The sequence below is a fragment of the Streptomyces sp. GDS52 genome, assembly GCF_052246875.1.
Lineage (GTDB): Bacteria > Actinomycetota > Actinomycetes > Streptomycetales > Streptomycetaceae > Streptomyces > Streptomyces cathayae.
In genome coordinates, this window is sequence record NZ_CM125966.1 from 6040968 (window position 1) to 6057926 (window position 16959).

Annotated in this window: 18 protein-coding genes and 1 pseudogene; 11 read left to right on the top strand and 8 right to left on the bottom strand. The window is 71.4% G+C overall.

Annotation, left to right across the window (positions count from 1 at the left end):
* Positions 1-69: 69 nt before the first annotated feature.
* Positions 70-663, top strand: a complete 594-nt coding sequence (locus ACTWJ9_RS27575; protein WP_279336969.1) for a histidine phosphatase family protein — start codon at positions 70-72, stop codon at positions 661-663.
* On the opposite strand, the gene ACTWJ9_RS27580 is transcribed toward ACTWJ9_RS27575, so the two are convergent.
* A complete protein-coding gene (locus tag ACTWJ9_RS27580; protein ID WP_279336970.1) occupies positions 645-1085 on the bottom strand; it encodes a DUF6314 family protein in 441 nt (146 codons plus the stop codon). The genes ACTWJ9_RS27575 and ACTWJ9_RS27580 overlap by 19 nt on opposite strands.
* Positions 1086-1320: 235 nt before the next feature.
* Positions 1321-1875, bottom strand: a complete 555-nt coding sequence (locus ACTWJ9_RS27585) for a DoxX family protein (protein WP_279336971.1) — start codon at positions 1873-1875, stop codon at positions 1321-1323.
* 204 nt (positions 1876-2079) lie between these two features.
* Between ACTWJ9_RS27585 and ACTWJ9_RS27590 the strand changes: the two genes are divergently transcribed.
* Positions 2080-2724 carry an alpha/beta hydrolase gene (locus ACTWJ9_RS27590; RefSeq protein WP_279336972.1) on the top strand — a complete coding sequence of 215 codons (645 nt, stop codon included), beginning with the start codon at positions 2080-2082 and terminating at the stop codon, positions 2722-2724.
* 63 nt (positions 2725-2787) lie between these two features.
* Here the strand turns inward: ACTWJ9_RS27590 and ACTWJ9_RS27595 are convergent, their stop codons facing one another.
* Both ACTWJ9_RS27595 and ACTWJ9_RS27600 read right to left on the bottom strand, forming a co-directional pair.
* Entirely contained in the window at positions 2788-3174 is a 387-nt protein-coding gene (locus ACTWJ9_RS27595; RefSeq protein ID WP_443294896.1) for a VOC family protein, read from the bottom strand.
* Entirely contained in the window at positions 3171-3464 is a 294-nt protein-coding gene (locus ACTWJ9_RS27600; RefSeq protein WP_279336974.1) for an ArsR/SmtB family transcription factor, read from the bottom strand. The genes ACTWJ9_RS27595 and ACTWJ9_RS27600 overlap by 4 nt, the downstream gene beginning before the upstream one ends.
* A gap of 193 nt (positions 3465-3657) precedes the next feature.
* Between ACTWJ9_RS27600 and ACTWJ9_RS27605 the strand changes: the two are divergent.
* Together ACTWJ9_RS27605 and ACTWJ9_RS27610 are read left to right on the top strand one after the other, a co-directional pair.
* Positions 3658-4077: pseudogene (locus tag ACTWJ9_RS27605) on the top strand (Scr1 family TA system antitoxin-like transcriptional regulator); the annotation flags it as partial.
* Between the two features lie 460 nt (positions 4078-4537).
* Positions 4538-5776: an RNA-guided endonuclease InsQ/TnpB family protein gene (locus tag ACTWJ9_RS27610; protein ID WP_388707223.1), complete on the top strand. Its 1239-nt coding sequence runs from the start codon at positions 4538-4540 to the stop codon at positions 5774-5776.
* Here the strand turns inward: ACTWJ9_RS27610 and ACTWJ9_RS27615 are convergent.
* Positions 5736-6452: a glycosyltransferase family 39 protein gene (locus ACTWJ9_RS27615; protein WP_443294897.1), complete on the bottom strand. Its 717-nt coding sequence runs from the start codon at positions 6450-6452 to the stop codon at positions 5736-5738. The two genes, ACTWJ9_RS27610 and ACTWJ9_RS27615, sit on opposite strands and share 41 nt — an antisense overlap.
* A gap of 236 nt (positions 6453-6688) precedes the next feature.
* Between ACTWJ9_RS27615 and ACTWJ9_RS27620 the strand changes: the two genes are divergently transcribed.
* Together ACTWJ9_RS27620 and ACTWJ9_RS27625 are read left to right on the top strand one after the other, a co-directional pair.
* On the top strand, positions 6689-7369 hold the full coding sequence (locus tag ACTWJ9_RS27620; RefSeq protein WP_279336977.1) for a response regulator transcription factor: 681 nt from the start codon (positions 6689-6691) through the stop codon (positions 7367-7369).
* On the top strand, positions 7356-8816 hold the full coding sequence (locus ACTWJ9_RS27625) for a sensor histidine kinase (RefSeq protein WP_387039690.1): 1461 nt from the start codon (positions 7356-7358) through the stop codon (positions 8814-8816). Before ACTWJ9_RS27620 ends, ACTWJ9_RS27625 begins: the two co-directional genes overlap by 14 nt.
* A gap of 86 nt (positions 8817-8902) precedes the next feature.
* On the opposite strand, the gene ACTWJ9_RS27630 is transcribed toward ACTWJ9_RS27625, so the two are convergent.
* Complete coding sequence (locus ACTWJ9_RS27630; protein ID WP_387039689.1) at positions 8903-9334, bottom strand: hypothetical protein; 432 nt, start codon at positions 9332-9334, stop codon at positions 8903-8905.
* 653 nt (positions 9335-9987) lie between these two features.
* On the opposite strand from ACTWJ9_RS27630, the gene argC reads away from it, so the two are divergent.
* The 5 genes from argC to ACTWJ9_RS27655 all read left to right on the top strand — a co-directional run bounded on the left by argC (position 9988) and on the right by ACTWJ9_RS27655 (position 14929).
* Positions 9988-11016: an N-acetyl-gamma-glutamyl-phosphate reductase gene (gene argC / locus ACTWJ9_RS27635; RefSeq protein ID WP_443294898.1), complete on the top strand. Its 1029-nt coding sequence runs from the start codon at positions 9988-9990 to the stop codon at positions 11014-11016.
* Positions 11013-12164 carry a bifunctional glutamate N-acetyltransferase/amino-acid acetyltransferase ArgJ gene (gene argJ, locus ACTWJ9_RS27640; protein ID WP_387039685.1) on the top strand — a complete coding sequence of 384 codons (1152 nt, stop codon included), beginning with the start codon at positions 11013-11015 and terminating at the stop codon, positions 12162-12164. The genes argC and argJ overlap by 4 nt, the downstream gene beginning before the upstream one ends.
* A complete protein-coding gene (argB, locus tag ACTWJ9_RS27645) occupies positions 12161-13084 on the top strand; it encodes an acetylglutamate kinase (protein WP_387039683.1) in 924 nt (307 codons plus the stop codon). Before argJ ends, argB begins: the two co-directional genes overlap by 4 nt.
* Complete coding sequence (locus ACTWJ9_RS27650; RefSeq protein WP_279336983.1) at positions 13081-14289, top strand: acetylornithine transaminase; 1209 nt, start codon at positions 13081-13083, stop codon at positions 14287-14289. The genes argB and ACTWJ9_RS27650 overlap by 4 nt, the downstream gene beginning before the upstream one ends.
* A gap of 100 nt (positions 14290-14389) precedes the next feature.
* On the top strand, positions 14390-14929 hold the full coding sequence (locus ACTWJ9_RS27655; RefSeq protein ID WP_279336984.1) for an arginine repressor: 540 nt from the start codon (positions 14390-14392) through the stop codon (positions 14927-14929).
* Between the two features lie 46 nt (positions 14930-14975).
* Here the strand turns inward: ACTWJ9_RS27655 and ACTWJ9_RS27660 are convergent, their stop codons facing one another.
* Together ACTWJ9_RS27660 and ACTWJ9_RS27665 are read right to left on the bottom strand one after the other, a co-directional pair.
* A complete protein-coding gene (locus ACTWJ9_RS27660) occupies positions 14976-15713 on the bottom strand; it encodes an FAD:protein FMN transferase (RefSeq protein ID WP_388708612.1) in 738 nt (245 codons plus the stop codon).
* Positions 15714-15768: 55 nt separating this feature from the next.
* Positions 15769-16944, bottom strand: coding sequence for an FMN-binding protein (locus ACTWJ9_RS27665; RefSeq protein WP_387041976.1), 1176 nt, complete (start codon positions 16942-16944; stop codon positions 15769-15771).
* Positions 16945-16959 lie beyond the last annotated feature (15 nt).

The window sequence follows — 16959 nt, forward strand, 5'->3', positions numbered from 1 at the left end:
CGATGGACTCCGGGTAACACCCTGGCCGTACCCCTTGATTTGCACACTTCAGGGACCGACCATCGCCGCATGGCACTTCGGGTCACGTTCGTTGCCGCGGCGGGGAGCTCCTCGCGGCTGAACGAGCGTTTCGAGGACGACCGACCACTCGACCAGGCCGGGTGGAGCGAGGTGCAGCGCGTCGCCCCTGAGCTGCTGCCACTCGCCGCGGCCGACCTGCGCTACTGCTCGCCGAACCCGCGCAGCCGTGCCACCGGGGACGGGCTCGGCTATGCCCCGCTGGTCCAGCTCGCCCTGCGCGACTGCGACATGGGACGCTGGCGCGGGCTGACCCTGGGCGAGGCGATGGCCCGGGAGCCGGAGGCCGTGGACGCCTGGCTCGCCGACCCGCGGGCCACCGTGCACGGCGGGGAATCGCTGCTGGACTTCATCACCCGCGTGGGCGGCTGGCTGGACACCCGGCCGCTGGAGGAGAACTTCCGGGTCGTCGCGGTGGCCGAACCCTCCGTGATCCGCGCCGCGCTGGTGTACGCGCTGAAGGCACCGCCCGCGACCTACTGGAACATCGACGTCCGCGCGCTGTCGCGGGTCAGCGTCACCGGGCAGGCGGGCCGCTGGAGCCTGCGCATCGAAGGTGTCTCCCCTCAGCGCGCACGGATGTAGCCGGTGTCCAGCTCCAGGTCCTTGGCCGGGCCGCGCACCCGCCAGAGGGTCCGCCAGCGGTCCTCGTCGTGGACGGTGAACTCGCCCCGGTAGAGGTCCGCGGCGCAGGGGTGCTCGGCGACGTACCGGCCCGTCGAGAGGTCCAGGTCGTGGAACGGCCGGCCGTCCGCGAACCGCACGTCCACCGTGCCGTCGGGACCGGGGAGGAAGCGCAGGGTGCGTTCGGCGGGCCGGGGGACGCCCTGCCAGGTGAAGGTGCCGGACTCCTGGTGCAGCAGGCCGCCGCCCTCGAGCGGGCTGAAAAGGGTGGTCCCCTCGAACCGCCCCAGGTGGCCGCTCGCGAGGTCCCGCACGGTCCGGGTCACCCGCCAGCGTCCGCCGAGGTAGGTGAGCGCGTGCGGTACTGGCCAGAACTCGTCCATCCCGTTGCGTTCCCCCTCGTGTCCGTCGCCGCACGAACCATTGACGTGCTTCTGCCTTCTCCTGTCTTGCCGTTCGAAACCGGCCTCCGGAGGGAGAAGGGCAAGCGTACGACTTCTCGGGGGCGGGCCCGGTGCGAGGCCGAGGCCCGCACGGTGATCGGCCTCGGTGGCGTGCGGGCCGCCGTCACGGAGACGGCGGCCCGCACCCGACGCCGACCGGGAACCCCCCGCCGGGTCAGTGGCGCAGCAGCAGGGTGACACCGGCCACCACGACGCCGAGCACGACCGCGGCGCCGCCGTACGCGAGGCGGTGCGTGCGCAGCCAGGGCAGCAGCCGGTCCACGGCGATCCGGCCGGGGCCGGTCAGGGCGAGCGCCACCGCGGCCAGGGTGAGGAGCAGCTCGTACTCCACGCCCTCCGGGGCGAAGAAGCCGCCGCCCCACTTCACGGCGATCGCGTTGACCATCGTGCCGGCGACGGCCGCTGCGGCGAGCGGGGTGAACAGACCGAGCGCGAGGCCGAGCCCGCCGAGGGTCTCGGTGAGCCCGGCCACGACGGCGAACGCCTCGGGCGAGGGGTAGCCGAGGGACTCGAAGAACATCCCGGTGCCCTCGACGCCGCCTCCGCCGAACCAGCCGAACAGCTTCTGGGCGCCGTGCACGGCCATGGTCAGGCCGAGCACGAGACGCAGGACCAGCAGGCCGATGTCGTAGGCACGGGCGGGAGCGGCGGGGCCGTCCTGGCCGGTCGTGGCGGCGGCGGGGCGGGACAAGGTGGCGGAACTGGCCATGGGGGGACTCCTCGGAAGGGGACGGCGAAGACGGTGGGGGCGCCGCGCGGCACTGAGCGACGACCCGCCCCGGCAAACTTGAAGCTTCAAGCTAAACCAACCATAGCCCTTGCTTCAACTTTCAAGCAGTGCGGGTACGCTCGACCGTGCTCGGCCCCGAGCCGAAACCCGTGTCCGCCCCACGCCGCCCAAGGAGCCGCCGCCATGCCCCACACCGCCGCCCCCACGGTCAGCTGGTCCGTCGAACCCGACCGCAGGCCCGGCACGCCGCTGGTCGTCGCCCTGCACGGGCGGGGAGCGGACGAGGCGTCGTTCGCACAGCTCGCGCCGTATCTGCCGCAGGAGGCCACGATGGCCTTCGTACGCGCCCCGCTGGCGGAGGGCGGCGGGTACGCGTGGTTCGCCAACCGGGGAATCGGGCGCCCCCTGCCGGACTCCCTCGCGGCCACCGCCGGCTGGCTCTTCGACTGGCTCGACACCGAGGCCGCCGGCCACACGTCGGTCTCACTGCTCGGCTTCTCCGGCGGCATGGCCATGGCAGGCGGCCTGCTGCTCGCCCGCCCGGAGCGGTTCGCCGCCGCCGTCCTCCTGTCCGGCACCCTGCCGTGGGACGCGGGCCTGCCCGAGGAGCAGGGCCGCCTGACCGGGATGCCGGTCTTCTGGGGCCGGGACACCGCGGACCAGGTGATCCCCGCCGACCTCGTCACCCGGACCGGCACCTGGCTCCACGAGGACTCCGGCGCCCGCCTCGAGGAGCGCCGCTACCCGGGCCAGGGTCACGCCATCGCCCTCCCGGAACTGACCGACGCCTCCGCCTTCCTGCGGCGCGCGTGGGAGAGCGAGGGCTGAGGGGCGGGGCCGGGGCCGGGGGCGGTGGAGGGAGAGGGCGCGCCGCCGGCCTTCGCCGGGTCGCTACTTGCTGTGCACGATCTGGATTAGGTTGCCGCAGGTGTCGTCCAGGACCGCAGTGGTGACCTGGCCCATTTCGAGCGGCTCCTGGGTGAACTGCACTCCGAGCCCGCGCAGCCGGTCGAACTCTGCGTGGACGTTGTCCACGGGGAAGGAGACGGCCGGGATGCCGTCCGCGGCCAGTCCCGTCTTGTACGCCGCCACCACGGGATGGCGGGAGGGCTCGAGCAGCAGCTGGGTCCCGTCGGGCTCCTCCGCCGAGACCACGGTCAGCCACCGGTCCTCGCCCAGCGGGACGTCGTGCTTCTTCACGAAGCCCAGCACCTCGGTGTAGAAGCGCAGGGCCTTCTCCTGGTCGTCGACGAAGGCGCTGGTCAGGTGAATCCTCATGGGGTGCTCTCCGGACTGTCGGGCCTGAGCCACCGGGTCACGATGTGCTCAAGGGGTGCGGTGTTCAGATCGTGGAACTTGTAGCGGCCCTGGCGCCGTGAACGGACCAGTCCCGCGGATTCCAGTACGGCCAGGTGCTGGCTGATGGCCTGGCGGGACAACCCCAGGCCGTGCTTGGTCACCAGCCGTGTGCATATTTCGAACAGTGTCTGGCCGTCCCGTTCCGCCAGCTCATCGAGGATGCGCCGACGGGTCGGGTCGGCCAACGCCTTGAAGACGTCCTCCGCCATGACCGACACGATAGGCAAGCGGCTGCTTGCCTATCAAGTCGGATGCGGAAGAGCGCTCGCGCGACGAGGTGAACGGCGCGCACATGCCTGGTCGCTGTACGTGGCTCGTCGGCGCATGTGGGCGGGACGGAGCATGTCGCTTCGACGCGGAGCCACGTTGATGGGAGAGGCGGTGATGCACATGAGCGATCTGATGGGACGGGCTGCCGAAGAGCCCGGTACGGAGGAAGGCGAACGGGACGCGGGAGCAAGCTCCGGCATTCTGCGTCTCTTCGGGCGTCAGCTGAAGCGGTTCCGGGTCCGGGTGGGCCCGGAACGGCCCGAGTTCTGTTCGACGACGGGCTACTCGGCCTCGACGATCGCCGCGTACGAACAGGGCCGCCGGGTCCCGCCGCTGAAGTTCATCGACCAGGCGGACGAACTTTTGGACGCAGGCGGCGTCCTCCAAGAGATGAAGGAGGAGGTCGCGCGGGCGCAGTATCCGGCGTTCTTCCGGGACGCGGCGCGGTTGGAGACGGAAGCGGTCGAACTGCACGTGTACGCGAACCAGGCGGTGCCAGGACTGCTGCAGACGCGGGAGTACGCGCGGGCGGTGTTCGGCATGATGCGTCCGCGCTCGGCGAGGCGGTGAACGGGTTGGGTGGCTACCGGGTTTCATTCGCAGTGCTCCGGCCTTCAGACCGTGGGGGTGAAGCGAATCGTGTGACTGCGGCGCGGAGCGTCGCGGTGGCGTTCCGGCGGAGCCGGACAGTGCGGCCGCCGAGGGTGAGGCGGGGAACGGATGTTCCCGGCGACATCCGGTGTGGAGCGTTCGTACGCTCCTCGCATGCAGCTTCGGTACGCCTTCAGCGGATTCTTGCGAGGAACCCCGGGGCTTCAGCCCCGGGAGGAATCGCATCCTTGTGTCCCGCGGCGCGGAGCGCCGCGGTATCGCTCTGTCTGCCCGGCCGCGCAGCGGCCGGGTCTCGCTCGCGGGCGTGGTGACTCGGGCCAGGGGGCCGGGTCTCACTCGATGGAGTGGCCGGTGGGGAACGCGTGGTGCGGTGTCGCGCGGGTGTCTACGATCGGTGATCGTGAAGCTGGTGGTGCAGATCAGGCTACTGCCGACGCCCGTGCAGGCGGCGGCGCTGGAGGCGACCCTGCGCGCCTGCAACGAGGCCGCCACCTGGGTCGGCGAGGTCGCCTTCGCACACGGAGAGTTCAAGAACTTCGCGCTGCGCAAACTCACCTACGAGCAGGTCAAGTCACGGTGGGGCCTGGGCGCGCAGGCGGCCCAGCACACGATCAAGAAGACCTGCGACGCCTACGCCACCCTGCGGGCGAACCTGACGGCGGGCCGCCTGGGCCGCCCCGGCTCGGTCCGCCACCGCCGGGCCACCCAGAAGCCCGTCGTCTTCCGTCCCCTGGGCGCCCAGCCGTACGACGACCGGATGCTCTCGTGGCAGCTCGCCGAGCGGACGGTGTCGGTGTGGACCACCGGCGGGCGGATGAAAAACGTGGCGTTCACCGCCGCGCCGGAGCAGCTGGCCACCCTCGCCCGGTACCGCAGGGGCGAGTCCGATCTCATCTGCCGGGACGGCAGGTGGTTTTTGAACGCCACCTGCGAGGTCCCCGAGGCACCGCTGAACACCGACCCGGTGGACTTCCTCGGCATCGACCTCGGTGTTGTGAACATCGCCACCACCTCCGACGGCAAGATCATGGCCGGGCGCGGGCTCAACCGGATCCGGGCCCGGGAACGCACGCTGCGGGCCAAGCTGCAGCGGAAGAACACCCCGTCCGCCCGGCGGCGGCTGAAGAAGCGCCGCCGCAAGGAGGCCCGGCGGGCCAAGGACATCAACCACAAGATCGCGAAACATGTGGTGGCCGAGGCGGAACGCACCGGTCGCGGAATCGCCCTGGAAGACCTGACGGGCATCCGCGAGCGGGTACGGCTTCGCAAGCCCCAACGGGCCACCCTGCACTCCTGGTCCTTCCACCAGCTGGGCAGCTTCATCGCGTACAAGGCCCGCCGGGCGGGGGTACCGGTGGTGCACGTCGATCCGGCGTACACCTCCCGTACCTGCGCCGAATGCGGGCACATCGACCAGGCGAACCGGGTCTCGCAGGCCCGGTTAGCGTGCCGGAACTGCGGATTCGTTGATCACGCAGACCGGAACGGCTCCCGCAACATCCGCGCCAGAGCGTGGGAGTTGTGGCGACGCGGGGCCCCGTCAACGGCCCCCGCCCCGCCCCCGCGCCAGCGGGACGGGGCTGGACGCAAACGCAGCATCACCGCCAGTGATGCCCGTTGTGCAAGCCCAGGACTTTAGTCCCGGGTCGTTGACGAAGCCGCACCGGTACGTCGATCCAGGACACCTGCGCGGACTGCTCCGCACTGCGGACCGCCAGCGGCAACAGTCCGGCCACCACGCTTGCGGCAGTCACGCCCCACGCCCTCAGCACCGGTCGCGAAACACGGGAGACGACCAGTGCGACGCCGTGTGCGACCAGGGCGAGAACCGCGAACTCATGGAGCAGGCAGGCCAGTAGCATGGTGCAGCCGTAGACCGCCCACCGCCATCGGGCGTGACGCGTGACGCCGACCACGAGCGCATAGGTGGCCCAGGCGACCAGGGCGCAGACCATGGCGTACGAGCGGCCTTCCTGCGTGTACTTCTGCACCTGAGGAAGGAGCGGAAACACCAGCCCGGCCAGCAGCCCGACACGCGGCCCCGCCAGACGCAGGCCCAGCAGCCCGACTGCGCTCGCCGCCGCGGACATCGCCAGCACGGACGGCAGCCGCAACGACAGCAGTCCTGCGCCGAAGAGACCGAAGATCTCATGCATCACGGCGTAGTGGAGGGCATGGACCAGATCGACATGCTGGGCGGTGAGCCATATCTGCGAAAGGTCGCGGTGCGCGAGCTGGTAGGTGACGGACTCGTCCCCCCACATGGTGTTCTTCCTGCGGATGCCCCAGAGTCCCAGAGCGATGGTCAGCAGCATGGGCGCGAGGACGACAACCGCTCGGGCCGGGCGCGGTGACGGCCGACGGACGGGTGGGGGAGCAGCGACCGTCTCGATCACGGCGGGCGCACGTTCATCAACGGACATCGACGGCAGGGCCTTTCAGCAGTGGCGAAGAAGTTCCGCCAGCGTGCCCGGACCTCGTTGACCGGTTGCTGATCCAACCTGACCGGCCGATCAGGAAGGCGGGCCGGCACTGTGCGAGGCTGCACCGCATGCGCGTATTGGTGGTCGAAGACGAGGTGGACCTTGCCCACACCCTGCGCACCGGCCTGACCGCCGAGGGCTACAGCGTCGACCTCGCCCATGACGGCCGGCAGGGACTGTGGATGGCCCGTACCGGCGAATACGCCTTTGTCGTACTGGACTTGATGCTGCCCGGACTCAACGGCTACAAGGTCTGCGCCCAGCTGCGCCGGGAGGGGAACGCGACCCCCATCCTGGTACTCACCGCCAAGGACGGGGAGTGGGATCAGGCGGAGGCCCTGGACACGGGGGCCGACGACTACCTGGCCAAACCCTTCTCCTACATGGTGCTCGTCGCACGGTTGCGGGCCCTGGTCAGACGAGCCGCCACGGTCGCCCCGCCCGTCCTCGCCGTGGGGGACCTCTCGTTGGACGTCGCTGCCCGGGTCTGCCGCCGGGCCGGGACCCGGGTCGACCTCACGCCCAGGGAGTTCGCCGTGCTGGAGCTGCTGGCCCGCCGGGCGGGCCAGGCGGTCTCCAAAGCGGATCTGCTCTACCACGCGTGGCCCGACGAGGCCGAGGATCCCAATCTGGTGGAGGCGCGTATCAGCTCTCTCCGCAAGAAGATGGACGCCGCATTCCAGCGGCAGTCCCTGCAGACCGTACGAGGAACCGGATACCGGCTGGTGGACGACCGTGAACGCGACTGAACTGCGACGCCGCCGGTGGCCACGTTCGGTGCGAGCCCGCACGGCCCTGGCCGTTGCCTCGACCGCCGCCGTCATCCTGGCCGCCATGGGCTGGTGGGTACACCGCGACGTCTACCGCCAGAGCACGCAGATCGCCACCGAACAGGCCGTGCAACAGCTCTTGGCCCTCAGCGACCAGCTGAGGGAGGGAGTGGTTCCCGCTCGCGCGAGCGCCGTGCCGTACGAAGTCGTCGCGACCGGCCGACGCGCCGCCGTCGCCTACGGCGGAGGCATGGAGGACTTCGATCCCGGCACCCACCACGTGATGCCCGCCGCGACCGGGGAAGGGTCGCCCAACTACGTCCGCATGCCGGTGAACCGTGACTACACCCCCGGGATCAGGGGCGACATGGCCGGCGAGAGGTATCGGGTCCTGGCGGCCGACATCGAAGCCGATGAACTGAGCAGCGACGAGGTCGCCGCTCTGGGCATCGCCGCCGACGCCAGGATGCGGGTCTATGTGGTGGTGCTCCCGAGAGCGGCCGAGGAAATCACCGGGACCATCGACCGCCTGCTGCTGCGCGCCGGCCTCGTCGGCCTCGTGCTGATCGCCGCCATCGCCTACTTCACCGTCCGCATCGCGCTGCGGCCGGTCGAAGCCATCCGCGTCCTCACCGCCTCGGTCACCGCGAGCGACCCCCGCGAACGCGTCACCGTGCCCGCCACGGGACACGAGATCACCGCCCTGGCCACCACCATCAACGCCACCCTTCAACGCCTCGACAACGCCGCCGCCCAGCAACGCCGCTTCGTCGCGGACGCCGCTCATGAACTGCGCAGCCCCCTCACCACACTGCTGGCCAGCCTGGAAGTCGCGCTCGCCTACCCGGAACGCACCGACTGGCCTGCGGCAGTCACCACTGCCGCACGACAGACCCGCCGCCTCCAGGCCCTCGCCGAGGACCTGCTCCTTCTCGCCCGCCTCGACACCCGCACCCCCACAGCCAGCCCCGAAACCGTCGACCTGACAGCCCTCGCCTCCCGGCTGACCGAGGAATACCCCCTCACCGAACGACCGTTGACCCTCACCTGCGACAGCACCGCCCCCGCACACGCACACGGAAACCCCGACGAGTACGAACGGCTGCTGCGCAACCTCATCGACAACGCCGCCCGCCACGCCGCACACCGCATCCAGATCACCATCCGCAACCAGGACGCCTGGGTCGTCCTCACGGTGCACGACGACGGACCGGGCGTGCCCACCGAAGACGCCGAGCGCATCTTCGAACGCTTCGTCCGGCTCGACGACGCCCGCTCCCGCGACCACGGCGGCACCGGCCTGGGCCTCGCCATCGCCCGCGACCTGGCCCACCGCCATCGAGGCACCCTCACCCTCGCTCCCCGGACCCTCGGAGCATGCTTCCAGCTACGCCTTCCCCGGGCCCCCGCCCCGGCCGAGGAGTGACGTGCTTCACCGCGGCAGTCCTTCGGAACCGGAAGGCCACCAGATGACCACGCCTACCGCCACTGCCGCCGAAACGATCATCCACTTCACCCGCCGTCCGGCTGAGCACGGCTGCTGCGGGCCTCCACCGGGGTCAGGTCGGGCCAGACGGTCAGCAGGGCGCGCGGGCCGAGACCGGCGCGCACTGTGTCGAGGTTCTCCAGGGTGAGACGGTGCCGGCGTGCGGCGTTGCGGACGTAGGTCTCCTCGAGGAGCAACGTCTGCCGTGAGGCGAGCAGGGGGCGCACGCGTGTCCAGAAGTCCTCGTCGGCCGGCTCCGTCACTTCCGCCTCGTCGAACTCAGCCGCATAGGGCGAGGCCGTCAGCGGTTCCGGGAAGAGGTCGAGTTCCCGCGTACGGGCCACGGCGTCCGCGCAGAGCCGGTTGCTGCCCACGTACACGTACTGGTCCCACCCGACGTGCACGGTGAACTCGTCCCCCACCTCCAGCCGGCACCAGGCGCCCTGGTCGCGGAGCATGGCCCGCACCAATTCCAGGGCGACCGGAAGGGAGACCTCGCCCCGTCGTGGTAGCCGGTGAGGTCGGGCGGGAAGAGCCCGCCGAGGCCGTGCCCCTCGACCGGCGGCTCCACACCGAAGTGGACGAAGCCGGTGACCGCAGGTTCGCGGATCTCCAGCCGGTCGATGTCCGAGGCATCCGCGAAGGCGGCGATCGCCGCCAGGTACACCGCTTCGACAGGTCCGTGGTCGCCGGCCGTGCCCGTCGCGGTCGGCGGGGTCGTACCTGGTGATCCGGTGGACGAAGGACGGCGGCACGCTGCTCCTTGGACGGGCGGAAGGGGTGCCAGCGTGGTTTCCGGTCCCGATTCCGTGGTCGGGAGGCGGCCGGTCCCGCATCGCAGGGTTCGAGGCCCGCGACCGATCCCCAGCCGGCTCGACAGGCCACCGACTCGGCACGTTCACGAAGGCGGGCGAAGGGGATCGAGGGAGACCATGCACGTCAGCCCGTCCAGGCGCTGCCCCGCGGCCGAGTGGAACGCACACCCGCGACGAGCCCAGTGCTCATCGGACAGCTCCAGTGCACGGTCGCAGCTGTCACCGAGCGCTTCCCGCGTGGCGTTGCATAAACGTGCGGGTATACGTATAGTCATGCCATCGAGGAGGAGGTTTCCGTGAGCGTACGAGTGGCTGTGGCCGGGGCCAGTGGATATGCGGGTGGGGAGCTTCTGCGTCTGCTGCTGGCGTACCCCGGGGTGGAGATCGGCGCGCTGACCGGGAACTCCAACGCCGGGCAGCGGCTCGGGAGCCTGCAGCCGCATCTGGTGCCGCTCGCCGAGCGAGTGCTGGAGGCGACCACGGCCGACGTGCTCGCCGGGCACGACGTCGTCTTCCTCGCCCTGCCGCACGGGCAGTCCGCCGCCGTCGCCGAGCAGCTCGGGCCGGAGGTGCTCGTGGTCGACATGGGCGCCGACCACCGGCTCGCCGACGGCGCCGACTGGGAACGGTTCTACGGCTCCCCGCACGCCGGCACCTGGCCCTACGGCCTGCCCGAACTGCCGGGCGGCCGCGCCGCGCTGGAGGGGTCCAAGCGCATCGCGGTGCCCGGTTGCTACCCGACCGCCGTCTCGCTGGCCCTCGTCCCGGCCTACACGGCGGGCCTCGCCGAGGCCGAGGCGGTGATCGTCGCCGCCTCCGGCACCTCCGGCGCGGGCAAGGCGGCCAAGCCGCACCTGCTGGGCAGCGAGGTCATGGGGTCGATGTCGCCGTACGGCGTCGGCGGCACCCACCGGCACACCCCCGAGATGATCCAGAACCTCAGCGCGGCGGCGGGGGAGCGGGTCTCCGTCTCCTTCACGCCGACCCTCGCGCCGATGCCCCGCGGCATCCTCGCCACGTGCAGCGCCAAGGCCAGGCCCGGGGTCACCGCCGAGTCCGTCCGGGCCGCCTACCAGAAGGCGTTCGCCGACGAACCCTTCGTCCGTCTCCTCCCCGAGGGCCAGTGGCCCGCCACGGCGTCCGTCTGCGGTTCCAACGCCGTTCAGATCCAGGTCGCGTACGACGAGGCCGCGGGGCGGATCATCGCGATCAGCGCCATCGACAACCTCACCAAGGGCACCGCGGGCGGCGCTCTGCAGAGCATGAACATCGCCCTCGGGCTCGACGAGTCCACCGGACTGACGACGATCGGAGTCGCGCCGTGAGTGTGACGGCAGCAAAGGGATTCACGGCGGCGGGCATCGCCGCCGGGATCAAGGAGAACGGCAATCCGGACCTGGCCCTCGTGGTCAACAACGGGCCGCGCCGCGCCGCGGCGGGCGTCTTCACCGCCAACCGCGTCAAGGCCGCACCCGTGCTCTGGTCCGAGCAGGTGCTCAAGGGCGGCCAGGTCTCCGCCGTCGTCCTCAACTCCGGTGGCGCCAACGCCTGTACGGGCCCCAAGGGCTTCCAGGACACCCACGCCACCGCCGAGAAGGCCGCCGAGGTGCTCGGGACCGGCGCGGGCGAGGTGGCCGTCTGCTCCACCGGACTCATCGGCGTCACGCTCCCCATGGACAAGCTGCTGCCGGGGGTCGAAGAGGCCGCCGGCCGGCTGTCCGAGCACGGGGGTGAGAAGGCCGCCATCGCCATCAAGACCACGGACAGTGTGCACAAGACGGCTGTCGTGACCAAGGAGGGCTGGACCGTCGGCGGGATGGCCAAGGGCGCCGGCATGCTCGCCCCCGGCCTCGCCACCATGCTGGTCGTCCTCACCACCGACGCCGACGTCGACGCCGGGACGCTGGACCGGGCCCTGCGCGCCGCCACCCGGGTCACCTTCGACCGCGTCGACTCCGACGGCTGCATGTCCACCAACGACACCGTGCTGCTGCTCGCCTCCGGCGCCACCGGCGTCACCCCCGGGTACGAGGAGTTCGCCGAGGCCGTACGCGCCGTCTGCGACGACCTCGGCCGGCAGCTCATCGGCGATGCCGAGGGCGCCAGCAAGGACATCAAGGTCGAGGTGGTGGGTGCCGCGACCGAGGACGACGCCGTCGAGGTGGGTCGCTCCATCGCCCGCAACAACCTCCTCAAGTGCGCCCTCCACGGCGAGGACCCCAACTGGGGCCGGGTGCTGTCCGCGATCGGCACCACCAAGGCCGCCTTCGAACCCGACGAACTCGACGTCGCCATCAACGGTGTCTGGGTGTGCAAGAACGGCGGTGTCGGCGAGGACCGCGACAAGGTCGACATGCGCTACCGAGAGGTCCACATCGTCGCCGATCTGGGCGCCGGTGACGCGACCGCCACCATCTGGACCAACGACCTCACCGCCGACTACGTCCACGAGAACAGCGCCTATTCCTCATGACCACCACTCGCAAGCACACCGCCCTGCCCAAGGCGCAGATCCTCATCGAGGCGCTGCCCTGGCTGACCCGGCACCACGGCAAGACCGTCGTCATCAAGTTCGGCGGCAACGCCATGGTGGACGAGGAACTGAAGAACGCCTTCGCCCAGGACGTCGTCTTCCTGCGGCACGCCGGCCTCAAGCCGGTCGTCGTGCACGGCGGCGGCCCGCAGATCAGCGCCGCGCTCGACCGGCACGGCATCGTCAGCGAGTTCAAGGCCGGCCTCAGGGTCACCACCGAGGACGCCATGGACGTCGTACGGATGGTGCTGGCCGGACAGGTGCAGCGTGAGCTGGTCGGGCTGCTCAACCGGCACGGCCCGTTCGCCGTCGGCCTCACCGGCGAGGACGCGCACACCCTCACCGCGACCAGGCACCGGCCCGAGATCGACGGGGAGCCGGTCGACATCGGGCGGGTCGGGGAGATCACCGAGATCGACACCGGCGCCATCGAGGCGCTGCTCGCCGACGGCCGTATCCCGGTCGTCTCGTCCATCGCCCGGAGCCAGGACGACCACCATGTCTACAACGTCAATGCTGATACGGCGGCTGCGGCACTCGCTGCTGCGCTGGACGCCGAGACCCTCATGGTCCTCACCGACGTCGAGGGGCTCTACGAGGACTGGCCGCACTCCGACGAGGTGATCAGCCGTCTCACCGCCTCCCAGCTCGAGAAGCTGCTGCCGGAGCTGTCCTCGGGCATGGTGCCGAAGATGGAGGGCTGTCTGCACGCGGTACGCAACGGCGTGACCACGGCCCGCGTCATCGACGGCAGGGTCCAGCACTCGATCCTGCTGGAGATCTTCACCGACGAGGGCATCGGCACCATGGTCGTGCCCGACGGAACACCGCACGGACAGCACGGACAGGGGGAGTCGTGAGCAACGAGGAGCTGAGCGCGCGGTGGCAGGGCGCGCTCATGAACAACTACGGCACGCCGAAGCTGTCCCTGGTCAGCGGCGCGGGCACCACCGTCCGCGACGCCGACGGCAAGGAGTACACCGACTTCGTCGGCGGTATCGCCGTCAACGCGCTCGGCCACGCCCACCCGGCCGTCGTCGAGGCCGTCAGCCGGCAGATCGCCTCCCTGGGCCACGTCTCCAACCTGTACGTCGCCGAGCCGCCCGTCGCGCTCGCCGAACGGCTCCTGCGGCTCTTCGGCCGCGAGGGCCGGGTGTACTTCTGCAACTCGGGTGCCGAGGCCAACGAGGCCGCGTTCAAGATCGGGCGGCTGACCGGGCGGACCCGCATGGTCGCCACCGACGGCGGCTTCCACGGCCGCACCATGGGCGCCCTCGCGCTGACCGGCCAGCCGGGCAAGCGGGAGCCGTTCGCACCGCTGCCCGGGGACGTCACCCATGTCCCCTACGGCGACGCGCAGGCCCTGGCCGCCGCGGTCACCGAGGACACGGCGCTGGTCGTCATCGAGCCGATCCAGGGCGAGAACGGGGTCGTGGTGCCCCCGCCCGGCTATCTGAAGGCCGCCCGCGCCATCACGGCCGCCACGGGCGCGCTGCTCGTCCTGGACGAGGTGCAGACCGGCGTCGGCCGCACCGGCAACTGGTTCGAGTACCAGGCCCACGAAGGCGTCCTGCCCGACGTCGTCACCCTCGCCAAGGGACTCGGCGGCGGGCTGCCGATCGGCGCGGCCGTCGCCTTCGGACGCGCCGCCGAGCTGCTGCACCCCGGCCAGCACGGCACGACCTTCGGGGGCAACCCGGTCGCCTGCGCCGCCGGCCTCGCCGTTCTCGACACCATCGAGAACGAGGGGCTGCTCGCGAACGTCAAGCGGCAGGGCGAGCGGCTCCGCGACGGAATCGAGGCGCTCGACGACCCGTTGATCAGCCATGTCCGGGGCGCCGGCCTGCTCCTGGGTATCGTGCTCACCGAACCGCTCGCGCCCCAGGTGCAACAGGCGGCTCAGGACGCCGGTTTCCTGGTGAACGCGCCCGCCCCCGATGTCGTACGGCTGATGCCGCCGCTGATCCTCGGGGACGACGCGGTGGAGGCTTTCCTCGGGGCACTGCCCGGCGTCCTGGACGCCGCCGGCCGGGCGGCGGACGGGGAAGGGCGAGCCGGACGGTGAGCCGGAGCACGAGCCGGGCGAGACCCGGACGACGAGCAGGGCGATGAACCGGACCACGAGCCGGGGAACGCCCCGAGGATGACCGGAGAATGAGACGACGATGAGCCACGATCAGGACCACGGACAGCCTGTCGGGCCTGCCGTACCGCAGACCCGCACCGCCCGCCACCGCCGGATCGTGGACATCCTCAACCGGCAACCGGTGCGTTCCCAGAGCCAGTTGGCGAAGCTGCTCGCCGACCACGGGCTGTCCGTCACCCAGGCGACGCTCTCCCGGGACCTGGACGAGCTGAACGCGGTGAAGATCCGCGACACCGACGGCGACCTCATCTACGCGGTACCGAGCGAGGGCGGCTTCCGCACCCCGCGCGCACCGCTGGGGGAGTCGGCGAAGGAGGAGCGGATGCGGCGGCTCTCCCAGGAGCTGCTGATCTCCGCGGAGGCCTCCGCCAACCTCGTGGTGCTGCGCACCCCTCCGGGCGCCGCGCAGTTCCTGGCCTCGGCCATCGACCAGGCCGAACTGCACGACATCCTGGGGACCATCGCCGGCGACGACACGCTGATGCTGATCAGCCGTGACCCGGTGGGCGGGCCGGCCCTGGCCGAGCACATGCTGCGGCTGGCCCAGAACGGGCACTGAGCGCGGGCCGGACCGGCCGGGGCACACGGGCGCCCGGGTGGCCCGATCACCCCAGCCGGTCCGCCAGGCCCCCCGTGCAGCGCACCTCGTCGCCCGCCGTGATCAGCAGCGCCTCCACGTCGGGCAGCGTCTCCAGCCAGGCGAGCCCCTCCCGCGACCCCATCGCGAAGGCGGCGGTGGCCCAGCAGTCGGCCCAGACCAGCCGGGGTGCCACCACCGTCACCGAGACCAGGTCGGTGACCGCGGAACGGCCGGTGCGCGGATCGACGATGTGGTCGCCGCGCTCGGCGGTGCCCGAGGTGGCGACGGCCAGTTCGTCCACGCCGGCCGCGGAGACCACGGCCGCGAGACCGCCCGGCCGGAGCGGATCCGCCACGCCCACCCGCCACGGCCGCCCGGCTCCCGGGGAGCCCAGCAACTGGACGTCACCGCCGCCGTTGAGGCTCACGCCGACCGTCCCGGCCTCCGCGAGCCGCCGCGCGGCCCGCTCGGTGGCCCAGCCCTTGACGATGCCGGTCGGGTCGAGCCGGCCCCGGTAGCGCGGGCTGAACCAGCCGTCGCTCACCCGTTCCGCCTCCGCGGCCAGCTCCAGCACCTCGGCGACCTCACGGTCGCACTCCTCGACCGTGAGGTCGCCGCGTGCCAGCCGTGAGATCTGGGAGTCGTCGCGGTACGTGCTGAACACCTCGTCGACGCGGCGCAGCCCGGCGACCGCCTCCTCCAGCGCCGCGTGTACGGCGGCGGGTTCCCCGCCGCGGACGTCGAAGGAGAAGACGGTCCCCATCGTCTCCTCCGTACGACGCACCGCGGCGGGAGCCTGTGCGGACTCGGCCACGGCGTCAGCCACCGGCCTGATCCAGGGCGGACTGCAGCGATTTCTTGTATCCGGCGCTGGTGTAGGTGGCGCCGGACACCGCGTCGATGTCCGCGTTGCCGGCCTCCACGACGGCCTTGTTGAGCCGGGGCACGGACGAGAAGGTGACCTGGTCGCTCTGGCCCCCCTTGGGCGCCTGCACCGCCTCGGCCTTGGTGATCTTCCCGCCCTGGACGGTGATCCGTACCTGCACCGCCCCGTAATCGGTCTGCACCGCGTCACCGGTGACGGTGCCGTCCTTGAGGGTCTGCGCGCCCCCCGAGCCCTGCCCGCTCCCGGCGGACTCCTTTTCGGCGGGCTCCTCGGCGGAGGGCTCCTTGTCAGCGGCCTCCTTCTGCCCGGCGGACCCGTTGCCGGCCGCGGCCGATCCGGCGGCCTTGGCCTGATCCAGGGCGGACTGCAGCGATTTCTTGTACCCGGCGCTGGTGTAGGTGGCGCCGGACACCGCGTCGATGTCCGCGCTGCCGGCCTCCACGACGGCCTGGTTGAGCTTGGGTACGGCGTTGGCGTTGATCTGGTCGCTCTGGCCGCCCTTGGGCGCCTGGACGGCCTCGGCCTTGGTGATCTTCCCGCCCTGGACGGTGATCCGTACCTGCACCGCCCCGTAATCGGTCTGCACCGGGTCACCGGTGGCGGTGCCGTCGCCGAGGGCCTGGGCGTTCTCCGCGCCCTGTCCGTTCCCGGCCGGTGCGGCGGCCTTGGCCTTGTCGAGCGCGGACTGCAGCGACTTCTTGTACCCGGCGCTGGTGTAGGTGGCGCCGGACACCGCGTCGATCTCGCCGCTCTGCGCGGCGACCACGGCCTGGTTGAGCTTGGGTACGGCGTTGGCGTTGATCTGGTCGCTCTGGCCGCCCTTGGGCGACTGGACGGCCTCGGCCTCGGTGATCTTCCCGCCGCTGACCGTCAGACGCACCTGTACCGGCCCGTACTCGGTCTGCGCCGCGTCACCGGTGACGGTGCCGTCGCCGATGGCCTGGGCGCCGCCCTGCGGGGACTGCGCGGCCGCGGACGGGACCGTGCCGCCGGCCACGTCCGCCGAGCCCGGGTCGGAATCCGGCTTCAGCGTCAGCAGCAGCACGATCCCGGAGACGGTGGCGGCGGTGGCCAGCACAGCACGCCGGACGGGGTGACTCTTCCTCATCGCTTCTCAAGCTCC